Genomic DNA, 23546 nt, shown 5'->3' with positions numbered 1-23546 from the left:
TTCAGCTCGCGCTCGGCGGTTCAGCGCTCCTCGCCGAAAGCTTGTAGATTTCGAGCGCATCCGCATCCGCGCCTCGCGCGGCCTTGGCGAGCCTGAAAAGTTGTCCCGCAAGCGAGGCCATGGGCACCGGCGTCGACGTCGACTGCGCGACATCGGCGACCGTATCGAGGTCCTTGAGCATCGTAGCGATGTGACCAAGCGGCGGTGAGTGAATGCCCTGGACCATCCGCGGCACGAACAGCTGAAGCGGAATGGAGTCCGCGAAGCCGCCGGCGAGTGCTTCGGGCAATCGGTTGGCGTCGATTCCGGCGTTCACTGCAAGGCGCGTTGCTTCCGCAAGAACAGCCATCGCGCATCCGACAATCACCTGGTTGCATAGCTTTGTGGTCTGGCCGGCGCCGGTCGGACCCATGTGGGTGAACCTGCGTGCCATGGCCAGCACATAGGGCCGGACCCTGTCGATGTCGGCAGCTTCTCCGCCGGCCATGATGGCAAGCGTGCCTTCCTCGGCGCCCTTGGTGCCACCGGACACCGGTGCATCGATCCAGCCCGCGCCGTTCGAAGCTTTCAGCCGTGCTGCAAGGTCACGCGCCGCGTCGGGATGGATCGATGAGAAGTCGACCACGAGCTTGCCCACGCCGGGCGCAGTTGAGATGCTCGCGGTCCCGAAGATCACGTCTTCCACGGCGGCCGCATCCGTTACGCACATGAAAACGATGTCCGAGCTCTCCATCAGGTCGCGTGGGGTGGCTGCGCGCGCGGCGCCGGCCTCGACGAGCGCAGCCATCTTTCCTTCCGAACGGTTCCAGACAGTGACCTGATGGCCGTTCTTGAGCAGACGCCGGGTCATCGGTGTCCCCATCAGTCCAAGGCCGAGATAGCCGAGCCGCTCGACGCCTTGCGGGTTTGTCTTGCTCGCTTCAGCCATAGGTTGCCTCCATCTGTCGCTCCGCGATGCCGCGCGGCGCTGCCTTACCATACATGGCGTCCCACGACGAAACCGCCCGGCCCGCATGGCTTGCTTGATTGTTTGAACCATGAAACATTTGGGGCGGTCGGGTTGGATGGCGCCAGTCGGCGCCGGAGCAGCGGAGTGGGCACAATGCGAACCGTTTCGAAGTGGATCCTGGCTTTGGGAGCGGCAGCGGCCGTGAGCGCGAACGCAGGCTCGTCATGGGCGCAGCAGACGATCCGCGTCGGCTGGACGATTCCAGCTGAGGAATCCAAATACTGGATGATGCGCCGCCCGGCTGAGTTTCCCAATATCGGCAAGACCTACAACATCGAATGGACCCAATTTCAGGGCACCGCTCCGATGACACAGGCATTGGCGGCCGGCGCGCTGGATTGCGCGACGCAGGCGCCGCTGTCGCTCGCCAACGGCGTGGTTGGCGGCAACCTCAAGGCCTACATCGTGGCGCAGCATGTCTTCGAGAAGCCCGGCGGTTTCTCGGTCTACTGGGCTGTCATGGACGAATCCCCGATCAAGACGATCGCCGATCTCAAGGGCAAGACGATCGGGATCTCCGTGATCGGCGGCGGCACGCAAGGCCCGTTCAATCTGCTCCTGAAGCAGAATGGCATCGACCCGGCGAAGGACATCAAGCTGGTCGAGGTCGGCTTTGCGGTCTCCGAAGATGCGTTGCGGCAGGGCCGCGTCGATGCGGTCAACATGAACCAGCCGTTTGCCGCGCGTGCGGAGGCAAAGGGCGGCACTCGCAAACTGTTCTCGCTGTCGCAGGCCATGCCGAACATCGTGCACATCCTGGAAGCCTGCCGTGCCGATTTCGTCGACAAGAATCCGGAGCTGGTGAAGGCTTATGTGCGTGACATTACCTCTGGCATGAAGAAAGTGCTGGCCAACCGCGAAGAGACGTTGAAGGTTGTCAACGAGGTTCTAAAGGCACCTATTCCGGTTCTCGAGACCTATCTGCTCAAGGACAACGACTTCGGTCGCGATCCGGGTGCGGCACCGAATTTCCCCGCGATCCAGAAGATGCTGGATATCTACGCGGAGACAGGGATGCTACCGAAATTGGATGTCGCGCAATTCAAGCATCCGGCGATTGTCGCTCCGCTACAATAGGCGATCGGGCGAATGATCCGAGCGAGGAGGTCGCGGCGTCCAGGATGATCCGGGACGTTGCATGAAGAAGATGCACGTATGAAGAAGTTGCGATCTCGGATCACGACGGACGGCCTCGACCGGGCCCCGCACCGCGCGTTCATGCGCGCCATGGGGCTCGACGACGCTGCGATTGCCAAGCCGATGGTAGGCGTCGTTAGCATGAAGGGTGAACAGACGCCCTGTAACATGACCCACGACTTCCAGGTGGCGGCGGCCAAGACGGGAATCGAGGAGGCCGGCGGCACGCCGCGCGAGTTTTCGACCGTGTCGGTTTCCGACGGTATCAGCATGAATCACGAGGGGATGAAGTTCTCCCTGTTTTCGCGGGAGCTGATTGCCGACTCGATCGAAGCCGTCGTCCATGGTCTCGCCTACGATGCGCTGATCGGATACGGCGGATGCGACAAGACGCTTCCCGGCGTGATGATGGGCATGGTCCGGTGCAACGTGCCGTCCATTTTCATCTATGGCGGCAGCTCGCTGCCGGGCCGCGTGGACGGGCGGACCCTGACCGTGCTCGACTCCTACGAGGCTGTCGGCAGCTTCATGACCGGAGAGATCGACGCCGCCACGCTCGAGCGGATCGAACGGGCCTGCCTGCCGACCATCGGCGCGTGCGCCGGCCAGTTCACCGCGAACACCATGGGGATGGTGTCTGAAGCGATGGGCCTTACCATTCCCAACGTGTCGATGGTGCCGGGCGTCTATGCCGAGCGCGCCCAGATTTCGCGAGGCGCCGGACGCCTCATCATGGAGATGCTGGAGCGCGGCGGGCCGTTGCCGCGCGACATCGTGACGCGGAAATCCCTGGAAAACGGTGCGGCGATCGTGGCTGCCACGGGTGGTTCGACCAATGCTGCGCTGCATCTGCCGGCGATGGCGAACGAGGCCGGGATCGCATTCACGATCGATGATGTCGGCGAGGTTTTTGCCAGGACGCCGCTGATCGGAAACCTGCGGCCTGGAGGGAAATATACGGCGAAGGATGTCTACGATATCGGCGGCGCCGCCGTGGTGATCCGGGAGCTGATCCAGAGCGGGCATATTGATGGCAATTGCCTGTCCGTCACGGGCCGTACACTTGCCGAAGAATACGGCGCCGCCAACGCGCCTGACGGAGAGGTCGTTTACGCGGCTCGTGCGCCAATCATGCCCGATGGCGGCGTGGCCGTGCTGAAGGGAAACCTCTGCCCTGATGGTGCGGTGATCAAGGTCGCGGGCTTGAAGAGCCAGTTGTTCGAAGGTGTCGCGCGCGTCTTCGAAGACGAAGAAGCTTGTGTCGCAGCGGTTCGTGACCGCAGCTACAAGGCGGGCGAGGTGCTTGTGATCCGCAATGAAGGGCCGGTTGGCGGCCCAGGCATGCGCGAGATGCTCGGCGTCACCGCGCTGATCTATGGACAGGGCATGGGCGAAAAAGTGGCCCTGATCACGGATGGACGGTTCTCTGGCGCCACCCGCGGAATGTGCATCGGCTATGTGTCCCCCGAAGCCTTCGTCGGCGGTCCGCTGGCGCTGGTTCGCGACGGCGACAGGATCCGGATTGATGCCGCAAATCGGCGGATGGATATGCTGGTCGACGAGCAGGAACTCACTGCTCGCCGACACGATTGGAAGCCGCGTCCGCCTCGTCACCGTGCCGGCGCCCTCGCGAAATATGCGCGATTGGTTGGCCAGGCACCGGGCGGGGCCGTCACGCATGAGGGGCCCGCAGAATGGCCCTGGTTCGAATGATGCGGCGCGCCTGCTCGGAAACAGCCGGTAGTCTGGCAGGTTTCTTGCTAAGCTCGTGCCGCTGATGGAGGACATTCAGCGAGTCTGTTGCGCAGGGTTCGCGCGCGAATGAAGTGAGACGGGATGAAGGTAGTGCCTTCGAGATCGAGCGAATGGGTGAGACCGGTGACGCCGCAAAAACCGGCTTCTGCAATCATCGAGATCGAGCGCGTCTCGCAGGTATTTCAGACCTCGACGCGCAAGGATCATGTGGCGCTATCGGACATCTCGCTGGCGATCGACGAGGGAGCCTTCGTCTCCATCCTTGGTCCGTCCGGCTGTGGCAAGTCCACGCTGCTTTACGTCGTCGGCGGCTTCGTCAGCCCGACAAGCGGCTCAGCGAAGATAAAGGGGCAGACGATCACGGGACCAGGGCCGGACCGCGGTCCCGTATTCCAGGAATTCGCGTTGTTTCCGTGGAAAACCGTGCTGGGCAACGTGATGTATGGCCCGCGTCAGCAAGGCGTGCGGGCTACTGAGGCGGAAGCGCAGAGCCGGGCCCTGATCGAGATGGTCGGGCTCAAGGGCTATGAGAACTTCTATCCCAAGGAACTGTCGGGCGGCATGAAGCAGCGCGTGGCATTGGCTCGGACGCTGGCTTACCATCCTGAGGTTCTGTTGATGGACGAGCCGTTCGGTGCGCTCGATGCTCACACCCGGACGCGCCTGCAGAACGATCTGCTGAATATCTGGGAACGCGATCGCAAGACGGTGCTGTTCGTTACCCACTCGGTTGACGAGGCCGTTTTCCTGTCGGACAAGGTCGTGATGATGTCGACATCGCCCGGCCGCATCCGGCAGGTGATCGACATCGATCTGCCGCGGCCGCGGCGCCGTAACGAGCTGCTGCTCGATCCACGCTACCAGAAGTACGTCGTCGATATCGAGCGCATGTTCGATGAAGTCGACGAGACAGGGGCGCCATCATGACGTGGCCAGCGGCTCTGGTCAGACGCGCTGCCCCGGTGTTCGCCTGCATCGGGCTGCTGGCAGTGTGGCAGGTTGCGTCGCTCGCGTTGAAGAATGACAGCTTTCCAACGGCGATCGAGGCGATCCGGGCGATTCCGGACATCCTTGGCGACAGGGAATCGCTGATCAACATCCTGGCCTCGCTCCGCCGCATGGCGATCGGGTTCGGCATAGCAGTATTGGTTTCGATTCCGCTGGGCCTGTTGATGGGCCGCAGCCGGGCCGTCGCGGCTTTCTTCAATCCGCTCCTGATGGTGATCTATCCGGTGCCGAAGGCAGCCTTGATGCCGATCATCATGCTGTGGTTGGGCGTCGGCGACATCACGAAGACACTGGTCATCTTCCTCGGCGTCAGCCTGCCGGTGATCTATCACAGCTTCGAGGGCGCCAAGGCGGTGGAAGAGAAGATGTTGTGGTCGGGCGCCGCGATGGGGCTTTCGCCCGTGCAACGGCTGTCGCGGATCGTGCTGCCGGCGGCGCTTCCGGAAATTCTGACCGGTTGCCGCACGGGACTCGTGCTGGCGCTGATCACGATGATCACCAGCGAGATGATCGCCCGCCAGTCCGGCGCAGGCAATATCCTGTTCAACGCGCTCGACATGGGCCAATACGACACCGTCTTTGCGATGATCATCATCGTGGGGGCGATGGGAATCTGCCTCGATGCAATCTTCGAGCGCGTCCGCGCAAGGCTTGTCCGTTGGTCTGAGCCGCAGTTCGACATGCCGCTGAGCTTCTCATGACATCGCGCCTTCTTTCAGCAAACGTCATGCTTGGGCTCGCGCCGATCGTGTTGCTGATCGCGGTGTGGCAGGGCCTCGTATCATTCGGGTTTGCGCCTGCGGTCCTGCTGCCGCCGCCGGGATTCGTCTTCAGCCGGCTGCTCCAGCAGCTCGTGACGTGGACGTTCCAGCAGGAAATCGCGGCGACCCTGATCCGGCTGTTTGCCGGCTTCGCGACTGCGGTCGTGCTCGGTGTCAGCATCGGCATCGCTGCCGCGGCGAATCCGGCAATCAACGCCGTGGTTCGGCCGATCGTGCGCGTGCTGGCGCCACTGCCCAAGGTTGCGCTGTATCCGGCGCTATTGCTGCTGCTTGGTTTCGGCCATGGATCGAAGATCACGTTGGTGGCGGCGGACGCGCTCTTTCCCATCCTGCTGTCCACTTATTACGGCGCCTCAACTGTCGAGCAGAAGCTGATCTGGTCGGCCATGGCGGCGGGAACGCCGCGCTTCGAAATCCTGTTTAAGGTAGTGTTGCCGGCGGCGATGCCGTCGATCCTAACCGGTTGCCGGATCGGCCTTGTCATTTCCTGCATCGTGGTGTTTCTGGCCGAGATGATCACGTCGACGGACGGGCTCGGACATGTCCTCGTCACGGCGGCGCGGACCTTTCAGGCGGTCGATATGTTCGTGCCGCTGATCACGATTTCGCTGCTGGGCTTGATCCTGAATGGCCTGCTGGGGGCAGTGCGCTCGTACCTGCTGCGGGGTTTCCCCGAAGCATGAACTGACAAAGAAGAAACAAGACCGGGAGTGGACCATGCTGGCTGATCGCATCGAGGCAAAATGGATCGACGCATTTTGCGAGATTTTTGAGCGATGCGCCGTCAAGGCCGGCGATACCGCGGCGATCCTCTCGGAAACCCAGTCACGTGCGTTGAATGTTCATCTGGCGGAGCTCGCGCTGCTGCGGATGGGCGCGCGACCGTTTCACGTGGTGATGCCGACCCCGCGTAACCGGAATATCGTTCCGGTTCGCTCAACCGGGGCAAGCGAGGCGATCCAGCGGCTTGGCCCGGTCATCACCGCGCTTCAACAGGCCGGCTTTGTGGTGGATTGCACCATCGAGGGCCTGATGCATGCCGTGGAAACGCCGGAGATCCTGAAGGCCGGCGCGCGTATCCTGGTGATCTCCAACGAGCATCCCGAGGCGCTGGAGCGGATGGTGCCGGATCCGGCGCTCGAGAAGCGCGTTCGCGCGGCGGCGAAGATGCTGCGCGGGACCAAGCGGATGCGGGTCACCTCGAAGGCCGGCACGGCGCTCGACGTCGACATGGTCGGCGCGTCCACGGTCGGCGTGTGGGGGTGGACGGACAAGCCCGGTACGCTGGCGCATTGGCCCGGCGGCATCGTTGTCAGCTTCCCCAAGAGCGGAACGATCAACGGCACGCTGGTGATGGCGCCCGGGGATATCAACCTGACCTTCAAGCGTTACCTCACATCGCCGGTGAAGATGACACTGAAGGACGATTATGTCGTCGAGCTGGAAGGCGAGGGCACGGATGCCGCGATGATGCGTGCCTATCTTGCCGCCTGGGGCGATCGGGAAGCCTATGCGGTATCGCATGTCGGCTTCGGCATGAATCCGGGCGCGCGCTACGAGGCGCTGTCGATGTATGATCAGCGCGACACCAACGGGACGGAAATTCGCGCCGTCTCCGGCAACTTCCTGTTCTCGACCGGGGCCAACGAATTCGCCGGCCGCTACACGGCGGGCCATTTCGATCTGCCGATGATGGGGACGACCATCGAGCTCGATGGCGTCGCGGTGGTGCGTGAAGGGGTGCTTCAGGACGTCTTCGGCTAGCCGCGATCGAGCACCGGCGGCCGCGCCAGGTCGAAGTGCCGGAGCAGGTCGACCATTGCCTGAAGCCGCTTTGCCCGATAGGCGTCGACGTCGAGGCCGGAATAATCGAGAAAGCCTGCGCCCGTTCGCAGGCCAATCCGACCCTCGTGCATGTTCCTTGAAATCACTTCCGGCGCACGATAGCGGTCGCTGCCGAGTGCGCCTTCGAGATAGCGGCTGGCATAGTAGAGGATGTCGCCGCCACCCCAGTCGATGAATTCGAGCAGCCCAAGCACGGCGTAGCGGAAGCCGAAGCCGTAGCGGATCGCCTTGTCGATCTCCTCGGCGCTGGCGACGCCTTCCTCGACCATGCGTGCGGCCTCGTTCATCGCCAGCGCCTGGATGCGCGGAACGATGAAGCCGGGTGTTGCCGCGCAGACCACCGGCACCTTGCCGATGCCTTCGAGCAGCGTCTTGACCTCGTCAACGACCGCAGCGTCGGTTGCTTTGCCGGGCGAAACCTCGACCAGCGGGATCAGATAGGCCGGATTGAGCCAGTGCACATTGAGGAAGCGACGAGGGTTCACGATCGCGCCTGAGAGATCGTCGACGAGAATGGTCGATGTCGTCGATGCGATGATCGTGTCGGGGCCGACTTGTTTTGAGGCCGCCCCCAGCACATCCCGTTTGAGCTCGACGACTTCGGGGACCCCCTCAAAGACGATTGCCGCATCGGATAGTGCCTCACCGCTCTGGCTGGCCGACACCACCGAGACCCGTGCGATCAGCGGATCGACATCCGCCTCGGTCAGCAGCCCCAGCTTCGACAGGCTGGCAAAGGTTTTCCCGACTTCGCCGAGCGCATCTGCCTCCAGCCTGGCGAAATCTTCCGCTGAACGGGCCTTGATGTCGATCATCGTGACGGTATGCCCCGCGTAGGCGAACGCGACGGCGATGCCGCGCCCCATGCGGCCGGCCCCGAGACAGGCAATGTTGGCGCGGGTCGTCATCGGTCAGAACCCCTTGCTAAGGAGCGTTTGCAATTCGGGCTTGCCTAGATTGCCGAGCCCCAAGGTATCGAGCGTTCGGCCGCCTTGCGCAAAATCCTCGCCGCAAATGGCGCCGCCGATCGCCAGAAAAGCCTTTGCAAGTGGTGTGGCAACGCCGGCCAGTTCCGCGACCGAGACCAGCAGCGACAGTCCAAGCCGCAGATCCTCGCGCATGTAGCGGTGCTCCGTCAGCACAATGCGTTCGCGCCAGTCACCGGAATCGGTCAGCCGGTCATGCGAGCCGCGGCCATACATCCACATCTCGCCTTCCTTGGCATAATGATGAGCGAGCGGAAAATGCGGTGCGCCATATCCGAGCGCCTCACGCACAGCGATCCGTTCGGCGTCGAGCGCGTCGGTGACCCGGCGAATCGCGGCTTGCGTTCCTTCCTTGTGAATGTCCCACTTTTCGAAATGCTCGATCGGGCCTGCATTCATCACGATCAGCGGCGGATGGATGATCGGGCCTGCGTTCATCAGCGCGCCGGAGAGAGCATCTCCGCACGGCTCGACCGCGCCGGGGAAAGCCCGTCCAATCACCTCAAGTGCATGCGGCGCTTGATCGAGCGGGAAAACGCCGACCGGAAGTCGCTTGGCGCGGATGGTGATTGCGACCTCGAATGGCCCGTGCTTGCGGGTCAGCCAGGGCAATGTCCCGGTCTCGGCAAAGCTCGCCTTGGCGTGGTTGCCGGCATCCCGTGCAGCCTGGGCGAAGATCATCGAGCCGAACGTAGCCGGCGGCAGAAACACGACCTGTCCGTCCCGCAGATGTGGAGCAAGTAGCCGCGCAATGTCAGTCTGCGCGAAGGCGGGGGCGGGGCACAGGATCAGCTGTGCGCCGTTGACAGCTTCGGCGATGCCGGCCGTGACCAGCGCGAGCTTGACGTCGTGTCCGCCGTTATGATCCTTCACCAGGATGCGCGAGCCGGCGGCGCGATGTGCTGCGACCTGATCCGCGTCGCGGCGCCAGAGCCGGACCTCATGCCCCGACAGCGCAAAATCGCCCGCGGCCGCGAAAGAGCCGTTCCCCCCACCCAGAACCGCAATCTTCAAGATGCTTCTCCTTGCGCGCGTGATTGCGCATCAAGCTGCTTCAACAGGAAATGCTGGACTTTACCTAACGCGGTACGCGGCAGGTCGGTGACGAAAACGATGTCGCGCGGAACCTTGTAGCGCGCGAGTTGTGCCTGAAGATGCACTTTCAACTCGTCTGCATCGAGCCGGCACCCGGATCGCTGGATCACGTAGGCGATCGGCACCTCGTCCCAGCGCGGATCGGGCCGGCCGATCACGGCGCATTCGCTGACATCGGGATGTTCGAGCAAGACGCGTTCGACCTCCGCCGGATAGATGTTCTCGCCGCCGGAAATGATCACGTTCTTCTTGCGGTCGCGCACCCAGAAATAGCCGTCCGCGTCGCACAGGCCGATATCGCCGGTGCGATACCAGCCGTCGTGCAGCGCGTCGCGCGTGGCGTCCGCATTGCCCCAATATTCGAAGAACACGTTGGGGCCGCGCACCGCGATCTCGCCCGGCGCGCCCGCCGGCATCTCGTAGCCGTCCTGATCAATCACCTTCGCTTCGCAGCACAGGCCGGCAAGTCCGGTCGATCCCGCGCGCGAGAGATCGCCACCAAGCCGGGTGTAGACTGCGATGGGGCAAGTCTCCGTCGAGCCGTAGACCTGAAGCACCGGGACGCCGCGCGCGACGAAGCGGTCGATCAGATGCGGCGGCACGATGGTCGAGCCGGTCGAGACGGCTTTGAGTGACGAAAGGTCGGTCGTGGTCCAAGCGGGATGATCGCTCACGGCCTGGATGATCGCCGGCACCATCACTGTCAGCGTCGGCCGCTCGCCCGCGATGGCAGCCAGCGCCATGTCCGGCGTGAAACGGGCATGAATCGTGACGGTCGCGCCAAGGTGGAGTGCCGGCGTGGTCTGGATGTTGAGGCCGCCGACATGGAAGAACGGCAGTACCGTCAGGATGTGGTCGTCGGACGTCATGTTGTGCATGTGCTGGCTCATGACGCTGTTCCAGAACAGAGCCTCCTGGCGCAGCACCGCGCCATTTGGTCGTCCGGTCGTCCCTGACGTGTAGACGATGAGCAGCGGACAGGAGAGGTCGGTATGCGGGTTGCGGCCGGTGCCCTCGCCGCGAGCCAACAGATTTTCGAACGTCGTGCCGCGAGCCGGCTCGAAATCAAGCCCGACGGCGGCAATCCCCTCAAGCTCGGCAAGAACCCCCTCAAATGCCTGCTCGAGCACCAGGACCTTGGCGCCGGCATCGGTGAGAATGAAAAGCTGCTCGGCGATAGCCAGTCGCCAGTTCAGGGGCACCAGCAGCGCGCCGAGCCGCGCGCAGGCATAGAGCAGAACCAGATAGTCCGGACGGTTCAGGCTCAGGATCGCGACACGGTCACCCCGACCGACGCCAAGCTCCCGCTTCAATGCAGTTGCGATCCGTTCGATGCGCCCAGCAAATGCGGCATAGCTCAGCCGTTCCCCTTCGAAGGCAAGGGCTGTCTTGTCTGGCGCGAACGCCGCGTTGCGATCGATCAGACTACAGAGGTCCACCGTCAGTCGTCCGTTTCGCCGGCCTCGTACAGCGCCTCGCGGCCGATGCGATCGAGGCAGAGCTCGGCTGTCCAGGGCAGCATCAGCGAACCGCAGCGGCTGTCGCGGTAGATTCGCTCCAGCGGCAGCGATCGAAGCATGGCCTGGCCGCCGCAGGTGCGGATCGCGAGCGCCGCGAGCTCATTGGCGCCCTCCATCACCGAATATTGCGCGGCATAGGCGCGCAATACCTGCTCCTTGCTCGGATTGGCGCGCGCCTCGGTGACAGCCTGAAACCAGATCGCCTTGGTCTGCTCGAGCTTGATCTGCATCTGCGCGACAGCGATCTGCTTGGTCGGGTACATCCTGCGCTTGACCGGCGGCATGCCCGGTACTTCGCCGCGCAGATATCGCACGGTGAAGTCATAGGCTGCTTGAGCGAGGCCCATATAGGTTGGCGACAGCGTCAGGAACATGTGCGGCCAGCGCATCGCGGCCTGGAAATAGATGCCCCGCGGCATCAGCGCTGAATCTCGCGGCACAAACACGTCCTTGAACAGCAGCGTGCGCGAGACCGTGCCGCGCATGCCGAGCGGATCCCAGTCGTCGACGACCGAAACGCCTTCCGATTTTGAGGGGATGGCGAGGTAAAGCGTATTGCGGCGCGAGGCCTTCGCGCCTTCCTCGATCTCGGTGCAGAGCACGCCGTAATAGTCGGCGTGGCCGGCGAGCGATGCAAAGATCTTCTTGCCGTTGACGATCCAGCCACCCTCGACCGGTTTTGCTTCCGTGCCGAAAGCGACGCCGCCTGCCGCTGCCGCACCGCCCTCCGAGAAGGGCTGAGAATAGATGGCGCCGTCCTCGACGATGCGCTTGTAGTGGACGGCGCGCCTCCGCTCGTGTTCCGCGCGAGTCTCTGCGTCCATGTCGAGATCGTCGGCGAGCGGGCCCGACCACAGGGTCGAGCAGACATGCATGTTCCAGGTGAGCGCCGTTGCGCCGCAATAGCGGCCGATTTCGGCTGCCGCCAAGGCGTAGGTCTGGTAGTTCGCGCCGAGCCCGCCGTGCTTCTTGGGAACGGCAATGCCGAGCAGGCCGACGCGATGCAGGTCGCGATAATTCTCGGTCGGGAAGATCGCCTCGCGATCGTAGGTCGCGGCGCGACCGGCGAACACGCTCTGGCCGATCTCGCGCGCCCGCGTGATGATGCGGGCCTGTTCGTCGCTCAAGCGGAACGCGACGGGATCGAAGATGGGCGGATCGAGCACGACCTTGTCGGTCGTGCCAATGGTCTGGCTGACTTGCATGGTCATTGCACAGTCACCCGTGTTTTGGTCGCGACGGAGTCCAGGAACCGGCCGAGGGCCTCGTCAAAGGCATCTGGGCGTTCGAGGTTGGCGAGATGGCCGACAGCGTCGAGCTCGACATATTCAGCCGAGGGAATGTAGGTCGCCGTCTTCGCCATCATAGGCGCAGGCGCGTTGTTGTCCTTGGAGCCGGACAGCAGCAGCGTCGGGATGGAAATGTCCTTGAGCGTGGCCCGCTGATCGAACCCGATCAAGGCCAGCATCATGGCGCGATAACTTGCCTCGGGTACGCTACCCATGCACTCGCGTGCGAGCTCCATCCCCCTGGGATTAGGATCGTCGCCCACGAGTTCCTTCACCAGAGAGGGCGCCAGCGACTTCATCGTCTCCCCTCGATCGAGCGGCCCGAGCCGTGCGGCGATAAACGATTTCTGCCAATCGCCGTCGGCCTTGCCGAAGGCCGGGCTGGTCTGCGCCAGCACGACCGCGCGCGCCAGTTTTGGGGATTGCACCAGCCATTTCTGGACGATCATGCCGCCGATGGAATGGCCGACCAGAATTGGCCTGCTCGCACCAAGCTGCTCGATGAATCGCTGAAGCGCATCCGCCAGGGCAGCGATGCTGACGCTGGCGAGCGGCGCCGATCCGCCATAGCCGGGCATGTCCCATGCAATCGCGTGGAAGCGGTCGCCGAATGTGGCAAGCTGCTGCCGCCAGGCCCGTGCCGCACCGCCGATGCCATGCAGGAAAATCAGAGGGGTCGCGCCCGGATCGCCCGCGGCTTCATAGGCGAAGCGGCCGTCCTTTGTTATCATTGGCGCAGGCTGCGACACGCGACATCCTTTTGCTTGGCCCTTCGATGCTAACAGGCCTGTGAGGGATGGGAAGAGATAATTTTATACTTAAAGCAATTTTCGGGCCGGTCTTTCGGCGTGCATCCGCTTGCGGTGCCAAGTCGACCTTTGTTTGCAAAAGTTTGAAGGTTAAAATATATCGAGAGAGCGATCAGCAGATTGCAAGGGAGCCAGTGCATGTCCGGATTACCGCATTCGCCGCACGCGCTTGTGACCGGTGGCGGTCGCGGCATCGGTCGCGCCATCGCAGCCGCGCTCGTCGAGGCCGGTGCGACGGTGACCGTCCTTGGCCGGAACGCTGCGACGCTTGAAGAGGTCGTCAGCGCAGGGGCCGCGCATTTTGTGGCCGTCGCCGACGTCTCGGATGAAACCTCATTGAAAGTCGCCATCGCTGAAGCGAGTGCGCGGCAGCCGATCGACATTCTGATCGCCAACGCGGGAAGTGCCGAGTCCGCGCCGTTCTCCAAATCCGACAGCGCCCTGTTCGCGCGCATGATGGACGTCAATTTCATGGGCGTGGTCCATGCTATCAGCGGTGTGCTGCCGGGGATGAGGGATCGTCCCTATGGCCGTATCGTCGCGATCGCGTCGACGGCGGGGCTCAAGGGCTATGCCTATGTCAGCGCGTACACTGCGGCCAAGCACGCTGTGGTCGGTCTCGTGCGTTCCCTTGCTATCGAGATGGCTGGCAGCAGCGTGACCGTAAACGCGGTGTGTCCCGGCTTCACCGACACCGATCTGGTCGCCGGCAGCATCGAGAACATCATGAAAAAGACGGGGCGTAGCCGCGAGCAGGCGATTGCCGAGCTCGCGAAACATAATCCGCAGGGACGGCTGATCTCTCCTCGGGAGGTCGCGGATGCCGTGCTCTGGCTGTGCGGCGAGGGCGCCGGTGCAATCACCGGACAGGCGATCGCTGTTGCCGGTGGTGAGATTTAGCGCGCATGGCGCAGGCGCGGAACAAGGAAGCTAAGGAGATCGCATGAGCAGGCCAGCCAATCCCGTGACCTTACCGCTCGCGGACTATTCGCCGCAGCACTTCCTGCTGGCCGTGGTCGACGGTGTTGCGACAGTCACGCTCAATCGTCCCGAACGGAAGAATCCGCTGACCTTCGAGAGCTATCGCGAGCTCACCGACTTCTTCCGGGCCTGCGCGTTCGACGATGCGGTCAAGTCCATCGTCGTCACGGGTGCCGGTGCCAATTTTTCGTCCGGCGGCGATGTGTTCGAGATCATCGGTCCGCTCGTGAAGATGGACACCAAGGGGCTGACGGCGTTTACGCGGATGACCGGCGACCTCGTCAAGGCGATGCGGGCATGCCCGCAACCGATCGTTGCCGCCGTCGAGGGCATCTGCGCCGGCGCGGGCGCGATCATCGCCATGGCGTCGGACATGCGGCTTGCGGCGAGCGGGGCCAAGGTCGCATTCCTCTTCAACAAGGTGGGCCTTGCCGGTTGTGACATGGGTGCGTGCGCAATCCTGCCGCGGATCATCGGACAGTCCCGCGCCTCCGAATTGCTCTACACCGGCCGGTTCATGACCGCGGAAGAGGGCGAGCGCTGGGGCTTCTTCAGCCGTCTCGTCACGCCGGAGCAGGTGCTGCCCCAGGCACAAGTGCTTGCCAAGCAGATCGCGGAGGGGCCGACCTTCGCCAACACCATGACCAAGCGGATGCTGGCCATGGAATGGGCGATGTCGGTGGATGAAGCGATCGAGGCGGAAGCTGTTGCACAAGCCCTGTGCATGACGACGGCCGATTTCGAACGGGCCTTCGAGGCCTTCACCAACAAGGTCAAGCCGGTCTTCAGGGGCGACTAAGTCGGACTTTGCCGGCAGCCTGCTGCAATGGGGACTTGCGCGAAATTATTTTAGGCTTAAAATAGTTTCGGCGGGTTGAATTGGCGAGGCTCCCATGAAAGTCGCGATCATCGGTGGCGGACCTGCGGGTCTCTACGCTGCAATCCTCTTTAGGAAGCAGCGGCCGAGCGCTGAGATCACGGTGTACGAGCGCAACCGCGCCGACGACACTTTCGGCTTCGGCGTGGTGTTCTCAGATGCCACGCTGGATAATTTCGAGAAGCACGATCTTCCGAGCTATCGCCGTATCACCCAGGAATTTGCCTACTGGGATGACATCGCCGTGCACTTCCGCGGAACGGTCCATCGGGTCGGCGGCAACGGCTTTTGTGGCTGCTCGCGGCAAAAACTGCTCCTGATCCTGCAGGAGCGGGCGCGCGAGCTTGGCGTCGTCTTGCATTTCGAAGCGGACGTCGACGACGAGTCCCGCTTCGCCGATGCTGATCTCATTCTGCTCGCGGACGGCGTCAACAGTCGTTTCCGTGAGAAATACGTCGATCATTTCGAGCCGGAAATCGACCTCCGTACCAACAAGTTCGCCTGGATGGGCTCGACCAGGCCGCTGGATGCCTTCACCTTCATCTTCCAGGAGACGGAGTGGGGGCCGTTCATCGCCCATGCCTATCAATATGAAGCCGGGCACTCGACCTGGATTTTTGAGACGGATCCGGAGACGTTCGAGCGCGCGGGACTGACGGGTCTGAACGAGACTCAGTCCGCCGCGCGGATGGCCGAGATCTTCGGTTGGTTCCTCGAAGGGCATCAACTGCGCACCAACCGCTCGACGTGGCGCAATTTCCCGATGATCCGCAGCAAGCGCTGGGTCAAGGACAACATGGTGCTGCTCGGCGACGCCAAGGCGAGCGCGCATTTTTCGATCGGCTCGGGCACCAAGCTCGCAATGGAAGACGCGATCGCGCTGGCCGAGGCGATGGAGAAGGCGCCCAGTATCAAGGCGGCGCTCGATCTCTATGAGCACGGGCGGCGTGAGGAGGTCGAGAAGACGCAGCACGCCGCTGACGTCTCGCTGGTCTGGTTCGAGCATGTCGACCGCTTCTGGGATTTTGATCCCGTGCAGTTCGCCTTCGGCGTGATGACGCGCTCGAAGGCGATCACCTATGACAATCTGAAACTCCGCGCTCCTGACTTCGTGGCGGAGGTCGAGAGATCGTTTGCCAGGCGTGTTCGTGACAGCGGTTTTGAAGTCGACACCAAGAAGCCGATGGTGCCGTTGTTCCAGCCATTCCGGCTGCGCGAGATGGAGCTCGCCAATCGCGCCGTGGTGTCACCGATGTGCATGTATTCGGCGAAGGAGGGCGTGCCGACCGATTTCCACCTGGTGCATTACGGATCGCGCGCGATCGGCGGTGCAGGCCTGATCTTCACGGAGATGACCTGCGTTGCCCGCGACGCCCGCATCACGCCCGGCTGCGCAGGACTGTGGAATGACGAGCAGGAGGCGTCCTGGCGGCGCATCGTGGATTTCGTCCATGCCAATTCTGCCGCAAAAATCTGCCTGCAATTGGGGCACGCCGGGCGCAAGGGCGCGACCAAGCTGATGTGGGATGGCATCGATCGGCCGCTGGACGAAGGCGGCTGGGAGGTCTTTTCCGCATCGCCGCTGCCCTATTTCCCCGACAGCCAGGTTCCGGGCGAGCTCGATCGTGCCGGCATGGATGCGGTGAGGGACGCCTTCGTCGCGGCGGCCGAGCGCGGCGAACGCTGCGGCTTCGACATGCTCGAACTGCACTGCGCCCATGGCTATCTGCTTGCGAGCTTCATCTCGCCGCTGACGAATACACGGACTGACGATTTTGGCGGCTCGCTCGAAAATCGCCTGCGTTTTCCACTGGAAATCTTCGAGGCGCTGCGGGCCGTGTGGCCGTCGCACAAGCCGATGTCGGTGCGCATTTCCGCGACCGACTGGGCCGAGGGTGGTATCGGCGGCGACGACGCGGTGGAGATCGCGCGTGCTTTTGCCGAAGCCGGCGTCGATCTCGTCGATGTCTCGACCGGTCAGACCGTGCGCGATGCGCAGCCGATCTATGGCCGCATGTTCCAGACGCCGTTCTCTGACCAGGTCCGCAACGAGGCGCGGGTGGCCACCATGTGCGTCGGCAACATCACGACGGCGGACCAGGCCAACACCATCTTGGCCGCTGGCCGGGCGGACCTCGTCGCGCTCGGTCGGCCGCACCTGGTCGATCCCTTCTTCACCATGAGGGCGGCGGCCTGGTACGGAGCGGGCGACGCGTTCTGCCCGCCGCAATATATTCCCGGGAAAGATCAGATTTTCCGCAACAGCGTGCGCGATCGGCAGGATCTCGAGGAGCTGAGAATTAAGGCTAAGCCGAAGACCCGGGCCGAGCTCAAGGCGGAGGCGACAAAGCCGCTTGCGGCCGAGTGACCGCCCGTGCGAATTTAGCCGCATTGCCTGGTGTGTATCGAGTGGAGTGAGGGCGATGAAGGCGATTATCGTCGGTGGCGGTATCGGTGGTCTCACCACCGCATTGATGCTGCGCTCGCGTGGCCTGGCTTGCGAGATTTTCGAGCAGTCCGACACCATCCGCGAACTGGGCGTCGGCATCAACACGCTGCCGCATGCCATGCGCGAGCTCGCGGGCCTCGGTCTGCTCCAGCAGCTCGACGATGTCGCGATCCGCACCGACCAGCTCTATTACCTCAACCGTCACGGCCAGGAGGTCTGGCGCGAAGCCCGCGGCATCGACGCCGGCCACGATGTGCCGCAATTCTCGATCCACCGCGGCCGCCTTCAGGGCGTCATCCATCGGGCCGTCGAGGAGCGGCTTGGGCCGGAGGCAATCCACACCGGCTGCCGCCTCGGCGCCTTCACACAGGACGAGGGCGGCGTCACCGCTTACTTCTTCGACCGCTCCGGCGCGCACATCCACACGGCGCGCGGCGACATTCTGATTGGTGCCGACGGCATCCATTCGCGGGTCCGCGACACTCTATTCCCGAGCGAGGGACCGCCGTGCTGGAATGGCCTGATGCTGTGGCGCGGTGCGCGGGACTGGCCGCTGTTCCTGACCGGCAAGTCGATGATCGTCGCCGGTGGCCTCAACGCCAAGGTGGTGATCTATCCGATCGCGGAGGGATCGAGCCCGGCGAGCCGTCTCACCAACTGGGCGGTGCTGGTGAAGGTTGGCGAGGGCAATGCCCCGCCGCCGCGGAAGGAAGACTGGTCGCGGCCGGGCCGGCGCGAGGAGCTGATGCCGCATGTGGCGCGCTTTTCGGTGCCTTACATCGACGTGAAGAGCCTGATCTCGGCAACGCCCGAATTCTACGAGTATCCGACCTGCGACCGCGATCCCTTGCCCTATTGGTCGTCCGGGCGCGTCACGCTGCTCGGCGATGCCGCACATCCGATGTATCCGGTTGGCTCCAATGGCGCCTCGCAGGCCATCCTCGACGCGCGCTGCCTCGCCGACGCGCTGGTGCGGGCCGAGCATCCGCGCCAGGCGTTGCTTGAATACGAGAAAAAGCGCCTGCCAATGACCGCGGACATCGTCCGTTCCAACCGGCGCGGCGGCCCCGAGGGCGTCATCGACGCGGTCGAGCAGCTCGCACCCGACGGTTTCGACAATGTCGACAACGTGCTGAGCTATTCCCAGCGCGAGGCCATCGTGCGCGGCTATGCCACCAAGGCCGGCTTCGCCGCAGTGCCGGGACTGGCGGCGGTGCGCGCTTAAGATGCGCTGCTAGCCGCCGGGAGGCGGCGGCAGGAAGTGGATGTTGAACTCGGCCGCCATCGCCACCACGTCCTCCGGCTTCTGTTCCTTCATGTTGTGAAGGCCCCAGAACAGGTCGAACAGCTTGCGGGTCGGCGAGACCCAGAACAGCACTTTTGCGGTCTGCTCCGATTTGTTGAAGATGCCGTGCGGCACGCCCATGCCGAGCCGGATCAGGTCGCCCGCAGTTGCCTGCGACTCGGAATTGCCGAGCATGAAATCGAGCTTGCCCTCCAGCATGTAGAGATACTCATCCTGGTCGGGATGAATGTGCGGCGGCACGAATGTTCCAGGCGGCAGGGTCGCATGCCAGGAAAAACTGTGCTCGGTATTGCTCTTCGGCACGTAGGTCTGGCCGAGGATGTTCCAGGAAATGCCCTGGATCCCCTCATTGGCCCGCGTGATGCCGGTGATTTCGCTCTTCATTGCTGTCCTCCCTTAACGCAACGCGCAGCCTTAGTTCGCCGCCTTGCAATCCTTGGCATAGCGGTCTCCGTAATTCTCAAAGACTTTCTGGACGATCTCGGTCTGGAATTTGCCGTCCGCACGCTTGGCGACCTTGGTCAGGTAGAAGTCCTGGATCGGATAGCCGTTGGTGTTGAACTTGAAGGCGCCGCGAAGCGAGGTGAAGTCGGCCTTCTTCAGAGCGGCCGCGACCGCGTCCTTGTTGGAGAGGTCGCCCTTCACGGTTTTGACGGCGCTGTCGATCAGCATCGCGGCATCATACGCCTGGAAGGCGTAAGTGCCGGGCACGCCGTTATAGGCGGTTTCGTAGGCGGCGACGAACTTCTTGTTCTGGGGATTGTCGAGATTGGGTGCCCAGTTCGCGCCGCCGAACATGCCGACGGCCGCGTCCTGCTGCGCCGGCAGGGTCGATTCATCCACCGTGAAGGCCGAGAGCACCGGAATGCTGTCGGCGAGGCCAGCCTGCCGGTATTGCTTGACGAGATTGACCCCGAGACCGCCGGGCATGAACGTGAAGAGAGCATCGGGCTTCTGCGATGAAATCTTGGAAAGCTCCGGCTGGAAGTCCAGCGTGTTCAGCGGCATGTAGGATTCTTCGACGATCTCACCCTTGTAGTCGAGCTTGAAGCCGGCCACCGAGTCCTTGCCGGCCTGATAGTTCGGTACCATCAGGTACATGCGCTTGTAGCCGCGATCCTGCGCGACCTTGCCGAGGATTTCGTGCACCTGATCGTTCTGGTACGAGGTCACGTAGAAGAACGGATTGCAGTCCTTGCCGGCAAAAGTAGACGGGCCGGCATTGGGGCTGATCAGGAAGGTTTTCGATTCCGTGACCGGCCGGTGGATCGCCTGGAGGATGTTGGAGAAGATCGGGCCGACCACGAAGTCGACCTTGTCGCGCTCCAGAAGGCCCTTGACCTTGGTTACCGCTGCGTCCGGCTTCAATTCGTCGTCGACCACGACGACCTCGACATCGCGGCCGCCCATCTTGCCGCCGAGATCCTTCACCCCGAGAGCAAAGCCGTCGCGAACCTGTTGGCCGAGCGCGGCGGCGGGCCCCGAGAGGGTCACGATCACACCCAGCTTGATCTTCTCCTGGGCGAGGGCAGGGCTCACCGCGGTGCCAAGCAGCACGGCGGCTGCGGCCAAGGTCATTTGCGTCTTCATGATCTGTCCCCGTGATAACAGGTCTTGCGTTGCAAGCCGCTACTCCGATCCAAGCTTATGCCGATGATTGCTGCCGCGGCAAGCGAGCTCAAGGCGTCGTCATCCTGCGGGCAGCGGCGCATGCAAGCGGCGCGCCAATTGTTTGAAGCCTAAAGAAATCCGCGTGCGGTCGATTGTTGCGGCTTTAGGCTTGCAGCCGGCCTCGATTTATTTGAAGCTCAAAACGTTGGGAATCCGTGCCGGGCGCCAATGCCGGCCGTGAGTGACTGCATCAACATGCTCGATTCCGAGACCAAGGCCGTCGAAACTCCGGAGGATCACGCCGAAGAGCTTCGGCTGTGGCTGCGCCTCTTGACCTGCACGACCCTGATCGAGGGCGAGGTCCGTGGCCGGTTGCGGCAGCGCTTCGACGTCACATTGCCCCGCTTCGACCTGATGGCGCAGCTCGACAAGGCGCCTGACGGCATGACGCTGTCCGACGTCTCCAAGCGCATGATGGTGTCGAACGGCAACGTGACCGGCCTCGTCGAACGCCTCGTGGAATCCGGTCATCTCGACCGCCGCACTTCGGAGACGGACCGCCGCGTTCAGGTGATCCGGCTCACGAAACTCGGGCGTGCCGAGTTTCGCAGAATGGCCGCGGACCACGAGACCTGGATTGCCGATCTCTTCGCCGATCTGACGCCGAAGGATGTGCGCGAATTGATGCGGCTCCTCGCCAAGACCAAGGCGTCGGCGCAGAAATCGGCCGGTCGCCGCAGGGCCTAGGCCCGCGGGCCGACGCGTCCGCCGATCCCACTTTGCCGCCGGAAAAAGCACGGGATGCCCAAAATCCGCTATTGCGCCAAATTGTTTTAAGCATAAAATGTTTTCAAGTTAGTGCTGCCGGGTGCTTTCCATGCTGAAAGGAGCGTGCGATGGCCAACGCCGCCAAGATTCAAGTGACGGGCTCGGATGACGGCAACACCGCAACGGCCCATGTCGATACGTTTGCGCGGCAGCATCTTCCGCCGCGCGAGCTTTGGCCCGAATTCATCTTCACGCGGCCGGAACTGCAGTATCCGCCGCGATTGAACTGCGTCAGCTATTTCCTCGACCGCTGGGTCGAGCAGGGACATGGCGACGCCCCTTGCGTCATCAGCCCCGCTGCCAGCTACTCCTATCGCGAGCTGCAAACGCTCGTGAACCGCATCGCCAACGTGCTGGTCGGCAAGCTTGGTCTCGTCACTGGCGGGCGCGTGCTGCTACGCTCGGCCAACAATCCGATGATGGTCGCGACTTATCTGGCGGTAATCAAGGCCGGCGGTATCGTCGTGGCGACGATGCCGCTGTTGCGCGCCAAGGAGCTGTCCTATCCGATCCAGAAAGCGGAGATCACGCTCGCGCTCTGCGATGGCAAGCTCTCCGAGGAAATGGAGAAGGCGAAAGCCGCAGCCCCCGGTCTCAAGCACGTGGTTTATTGGGGCAACGGCGCCGGCGACTCGCTCGAAGCGCTGACGGCGGATGCAAGCCCGGAGTTCAGAGCTGTCGATACCGCCTCCGACGACGTCTGCCTGATCGCCTTCACGTCGGGCACGACCGGCGATCCCAAGGGCACCATGCATTTCCATCGTGACATGCTGGCGGTCTGCGATGGTTATGCGCGCAACATCTTGCGCGCGGAGCAGAAGGATCGTTTCGTCGGCTCGGCACCGCTCGCCTTCACGTTTGGCTTCGGCGGCGTGCTGTTTCCGATGCACATCGGCGCCTCCTTCGTCGTTCTGGAGAAGACAACGCCCGACGACATTCTGAATGCGATCGAGCGGTACAAGTCCACGGTCTGCTTCACCGCGCCGACCGCGTACCGGGCGATGATTGGCAAGCTTCCGGGCCGCGACATTTCCTCGCTCCGCAAGTGCGTGTCCGCCGGCGAGACGCTGCCCAAGCCGACATTCGATGCCTGGCTCAAGGCGACCGGCATCAAGCTGATGGACGGCATCGGCTCGACCGAGCTGCTGCACATCTTCATCAGCGCGACCGAGGACGAGATTCGCCCGGGCGCGACGGGCAAGCCCGTGCCGGGGTATGAAGCGAAGATCGTCGACGATTCCGGCAATGACGTGCCGCCGGGCACGATAGGACAGCTCGCGGTACGCGGGCCGACCGGATGCCGCTATCTCGCCGACGAGCGGCAGCGCAAATACGTCCAGAACGGCTGGAACATCACGGGCGACACCTATCTGATGGATAGCGAGGGCTATTTCTGGTACCAGTCGCGCTCGGACGACATGATCGTGTCGGCCGGCTACAACATCGCAGGCACGGACGTCGAGGCGGCGCTGCTCACCCATCCCTCGGTCGTCGAGTGCGGGGTCGTCGGTGCGCCGGACGAGGCGCGCGGCATGATCGTGAAGGCCTATGTCATTGCCGCGCCGGGCGTAACGCCGGACGCCGAGCTCGTGGCAGCGTTGCAGGAGCATGTCAAACGCGAGATCGCGCCCTACAAATATCCGCGCGCAATCGAGTTCGTGACGCAACTGCCGAAGACCGAGACCGGCAAACTAAAGCGCTTTGCCCTGCGGCAATTGGCGCAGGCCGCGGTGACGTCCTCTGGCGTCGCGGCGAAATGAGAGAAGGATAGAGAATTGTCCGTGACGACGCCGAAAGGCCCGAAGCTCGCGGTGCTGCCGACAGCAGCCGAGGACGAAACCCGCTCCAAGGCGCAGGTGCTCCAGCCGTCCGGTTGGCCGGTGCCGAAAGGCTATGCCAACGGCATGGCCGCCGAGGGACGCATCGTCGTCACGGGCGGGGTGATCGGCTGGGATGCCGAGGAGCGTCTCGCGGAGGGTTTTGTCGCGCAGGTGCGCCAGATCCTGAGCAACATCGCCGAGATCCTCGCGGAGGCCGGGGCGCGGCCCGAGCATTTGGTGCGCCTGACCTGGTACGTCGTCGACATGGACGAGTACCTGACGAACCTGAAAGAGCTCGGCAAGGTCTACCGCACCATCTTCGGCGCGCACTATCCGGCGATGGCGCTGTTGCAGGTGGTCCGCCTCGTCGAGAAGGCGGCGCGCGTCGAGATCGAAGCTACCGCCGTGATTCCGCGCTGAATTGCGTTCGATTTCAGCT

The 23546-nt window shown here is 63.3% G+C and carries 21 protein-coding genes; 13 read left to right on the top strand and 8 right to left on the bottom strand.

What is annotated here, in order from left to right:
- Position 1 precedes the first annotated feature (1 nt).
- A complete protein-coding gene (locus QCM77_RS00490) occupies positions 2-928 on the bottom strand; it encodes an NAD(P)-dependent oxidoreductase (RefSeq protein ID WP_279681410.1) in 927 nt (308 codons plus the stop codon).
- Between the two features lie 174 nt (positions 929-1102).
- On the opposite strand from QCM77_RS00490, the gene QCM77_RS00485 reads away from it, so the two are divergent.
- From QCM77_RS00485 to QCM77_RS00460, 6 genes are all read left to right on the top strand, one after another.
- Entirely contained in the window at positions 1103-2086 is a 984-nt protein-coding gene (locus tag QCM77_RS00485; protein ID WP_279681408.1) for an ABC transporter substrate-binding protein, read from the top strand.
- A gap of 78 nt (positions 2087-2164) precedes the next feature.
- Positions 2165-3859, top strand: coding sequence for a dihydroxy-acid dehydratase (gene ilvD / locus QCM77_RS00480; RefSeq protein ID WP_279667678.1), 1695 nt, complete (start codon positions 2165-2167; stop codon positions 3857-3859).
- 123 nt (positions 3860-3982) lie between these two features.
- Positions 3983-4828 carry an ABC transporter ATP-binding protein gene (locus QCM77_RS00475; protein WP_279667679.1) on the top strand — a complete coding sequence of 282 codons (846 nt, stop codon included), beginning with the start codon at positions 3983-3985 and terminating at the stop codon, positions 4826-4828.
- On the top strand, positions 4825-5610 hold the full coding sequence (locus QCM77_RS00470) for an ABC transporter permease (protein WP_279667680.1): 786 nt from the start codon (positions 4825-4827) through the stop codon (positions 5608-5610). The genes QCM77_RS00475 and QCM77_RS00470 overlap by 4 nt, the downstream gene beginning before the upstream one ends.
- Positions 5607-6374, top strand: a complete 768-nt coding sequence (locus QCM77_RS00465) for an ABC transporter permease (RefSeq protein WP_279681407.1) — start codon at positions 5607-5609, stop codon at positions 6372-6374. Before QCM77_RS00470 ends, QCM77_RS00465 begins: the two co-directional genes overlap by 4 nt.
- Positions 6375-6408: 34 nt before the next feature.
- Positions 6409-7455 (top strand): 2,5-dihydroxypyridine 5,6-dioxygenase NicX family protein, encoded by a 1047-nt coding sequence (locus QCM77_RS00460; RefSeq protein WP_279681405.1) that lies wholly within the window; start codon positions 6409-6411, stop codon positions 7453-7455.
- Here the strand turns inward: QCM77_RS00460 and QCM77_RS00455 are convergent.
- The 5 genes from QCM77_RS00455 to QCM77_RS00435 are packed head-to-tail and all read right to left on the bottom strand — an operon-like array spanning position 7452 to position 13157.
- Positions 7452-8444 (bottom strand): 3-hydroxybutyryl-CoA dehydrogenase, encoded by a 993-nt coding sequence (locus QCM77_RS00455; protein WP_279681403.1) that lies wholly within the window; start codon positions 8442-8444, stop codon positions 7452-7454. The genes QCM77_RS00460 and QCM77_RS00455 overlap by 4 nt on opposite strands.
- A gap of 3 nt (positions 8445-8447) precedes the next feature.
- Entirely contained in the window at positions 8448-9536 is a 1089-nt protein-coding gene (locus tag QCM77_RS00450; protein ID WP_279681401.1) for an NAD/NADP-dependent octopine/nopaline dehydrogenase family protein, read from the bottom strand.
- Positions 9533-11056, bottom strand: coding sequence for a class I adenylate-forming enzyme family protein (locus tag QCM77_RS00445; protein ID WP_279681400.1), 1524 nt, complete (start codon positions 11054-11056; stop codon positions 9533-9535). The genes QCM77_RS00450 and QCM77_RS00445 overlap by 4 nt, the downstream gene beginning before the upstream one ends.
- A gap of 2 nt (positions 11057-11058) precedes the next feature.
- Positions 11059-12348: an acyl-CoA dehydrogenase family protein gene (locus QCM77_RS00440; RefSeq protein WP_279681399.1), complete on the bottom strand. Its 1290-nt coding sequence runs from the start codon at positions 12346-12348 to the stop codon at positions 11059-11061.
- The gene (locus QCM77_RS00435) at positions 12345-13157 is read right to left on the bottom strand and encodes an alpha/beta fold hydrolase (RefSeq protein ID WP_279681398.1); all 813 of its coding nucleotides are present in this window, start codon (positions 13155-13157) and stop codon (positions 12345-12347) included. The genes QCM77_RS00440 and QCM77_RS00435 overlap by 4 nt, the downstream gene beginning before the upstream one ends.
- 216 nt (positions 13158-13373) lie before the next feature.
- Between QCM77_RS00435 and QCM77_RS00430 the strand changes: the two genes are divergently transcribed.
- The 4 genes from QCM77_RS00430 to QCM77_RS00415 all read left to right on the top strand — a co-directional run bounded on the left by QCM77_RS00430 (position 13374) and on the right by QCM77_RS00415 (position 18767).
- On the top strand, positions 13374-14135 hold the full coding sequence (locus QCM77_RS00430) for an SDR family NAD(P)-dependent oxidoreductase (RefSeq protein WP_279667688.1): 762 nt from the start codon (positions 13374-13376) through the stop codon (positions 14133-14135).
- A gap of 43 nt (positions 14136-14178) precedes the next feature.
- Positions 14179-15015: an enoyl-CoA hydratase family protein gene (locus tag QCM77_RS00425; protein WP_279681396.1), complete on the top strand. Its 837-nt coding sequence runs from the start codon at positions 14179-14181 to the stop codon at positions 15013-15015.
- 94 nt (positions 15016-15109) lie between these two features.
- On the top strand, positions 15110-17461 hold the full coding sequence (locus tag QCM77_RS00420) for a bifunctional salicylyl-CoA 5-hydroxylase/oxidoreductase (protein WP_279681394.1): 2352 nt from the start codon (positions 15110-15112) through the stop codon (positions 17459-17461).
- A gap of 55 nt (positions 17462-17516) precedes the next feature.
- Positions 17517-18767, top strand: a complete 1251-nt coding sequence (locus QCM77_RS00415; protein ID WP_279681392.1) for a flavin-dependent oxidoreductase — start codon at positions 17517-17519, stop codon at positions 18765-18767.
- 9 nt (positions 18768-18776) lie between these two features.
- On the opposite strand, the gene QCM77_RS00410 is transcribed toward QCM77_RS00415, so the two are convergent.
- Positions 18777-19232 (bottom strand): cupin domain-containing protein, encoded by a 456-nt coding sequence (locus tag QCM77_RS00410; protein WP_007601580.1) that lies wholly within the window; start codon positions 19230-19232, stop codon positions 18777-18779.
- Between the two features lie 30 nt (positions 19233-19262).
- A complete protein-coding gene (locus tag QCM77_RS00405) occupies positions 19263-20438 on the bottom strand; it encodes an ABC transporter substrate-binding protein (protein WP_279681390.1) in 1176 nt (391 codons plus the stop codon).
- A 249-nt stretch (positions 20439-20687) separates the two neighbouring features.
- Between QCM77_RS00405 and QCM77_RS00400 the strand changes: the two genes are divergently transcribed.
- The 3 genes from QCM77_RS00400 to QCM77_RS00390 all read left to right on the top strand — a co-directional run bounded on the left by QCM77_RS00400 (position 20688) and on the right by QCM77_RS00390 (position 23527).
- The gene (locus tag QCM77_RS00400) at positions 20688-21206 is read left to right on the top strand and encodes a MarR family winged helix-turn-helix transcriptional regulator (RefSeq protein WP_279667693.1); all 519 of its coding nucleotides are present in this window, start codon (positions 20688-20690) and stop codon (positions 21204-21206) included.
- Between the two features lie 149 nt (positions 21207-21355).
- The gene (locus tag QCM77_RS00395) at positions 21356-23047 is read left to right on the top strand and encodes a benzoate-CoA ligase family protein (protein ID WP_279681388.1); all 1692 of its coding nucleotides are present in this window, start codon (positions 21356-21358) and stop codon (positions 23045-23047) included.
- A 21-nt stretch (positions 23048-23068) separates the two neighbouring features.
- Positions 23069-23527 (top strand): RidA family protein, encoded by a 459-nt coding sequence (locus QCM77_RS00390; RefSeq protein WP_462804275.1) that lies wholly within the window; start codon positions 23069-23071, stop codon positions 23525-23527.
- Positions 23528-23546 lie beyond the last annotated feature (19 nt).

The sequence above is a fragment of the Bradyrhizobium nivariense genome, assembly GCF_029846695.2.
Classification (GTDB): Bacteria; Pseudomonadota; Alphaproteobacteria; order Rhizobiales; family Xanthobacteraceae; genus Bradyrhizobium.
This window is presented reverse-complemented; position numbering and strand designations above follow the sequence as displayed.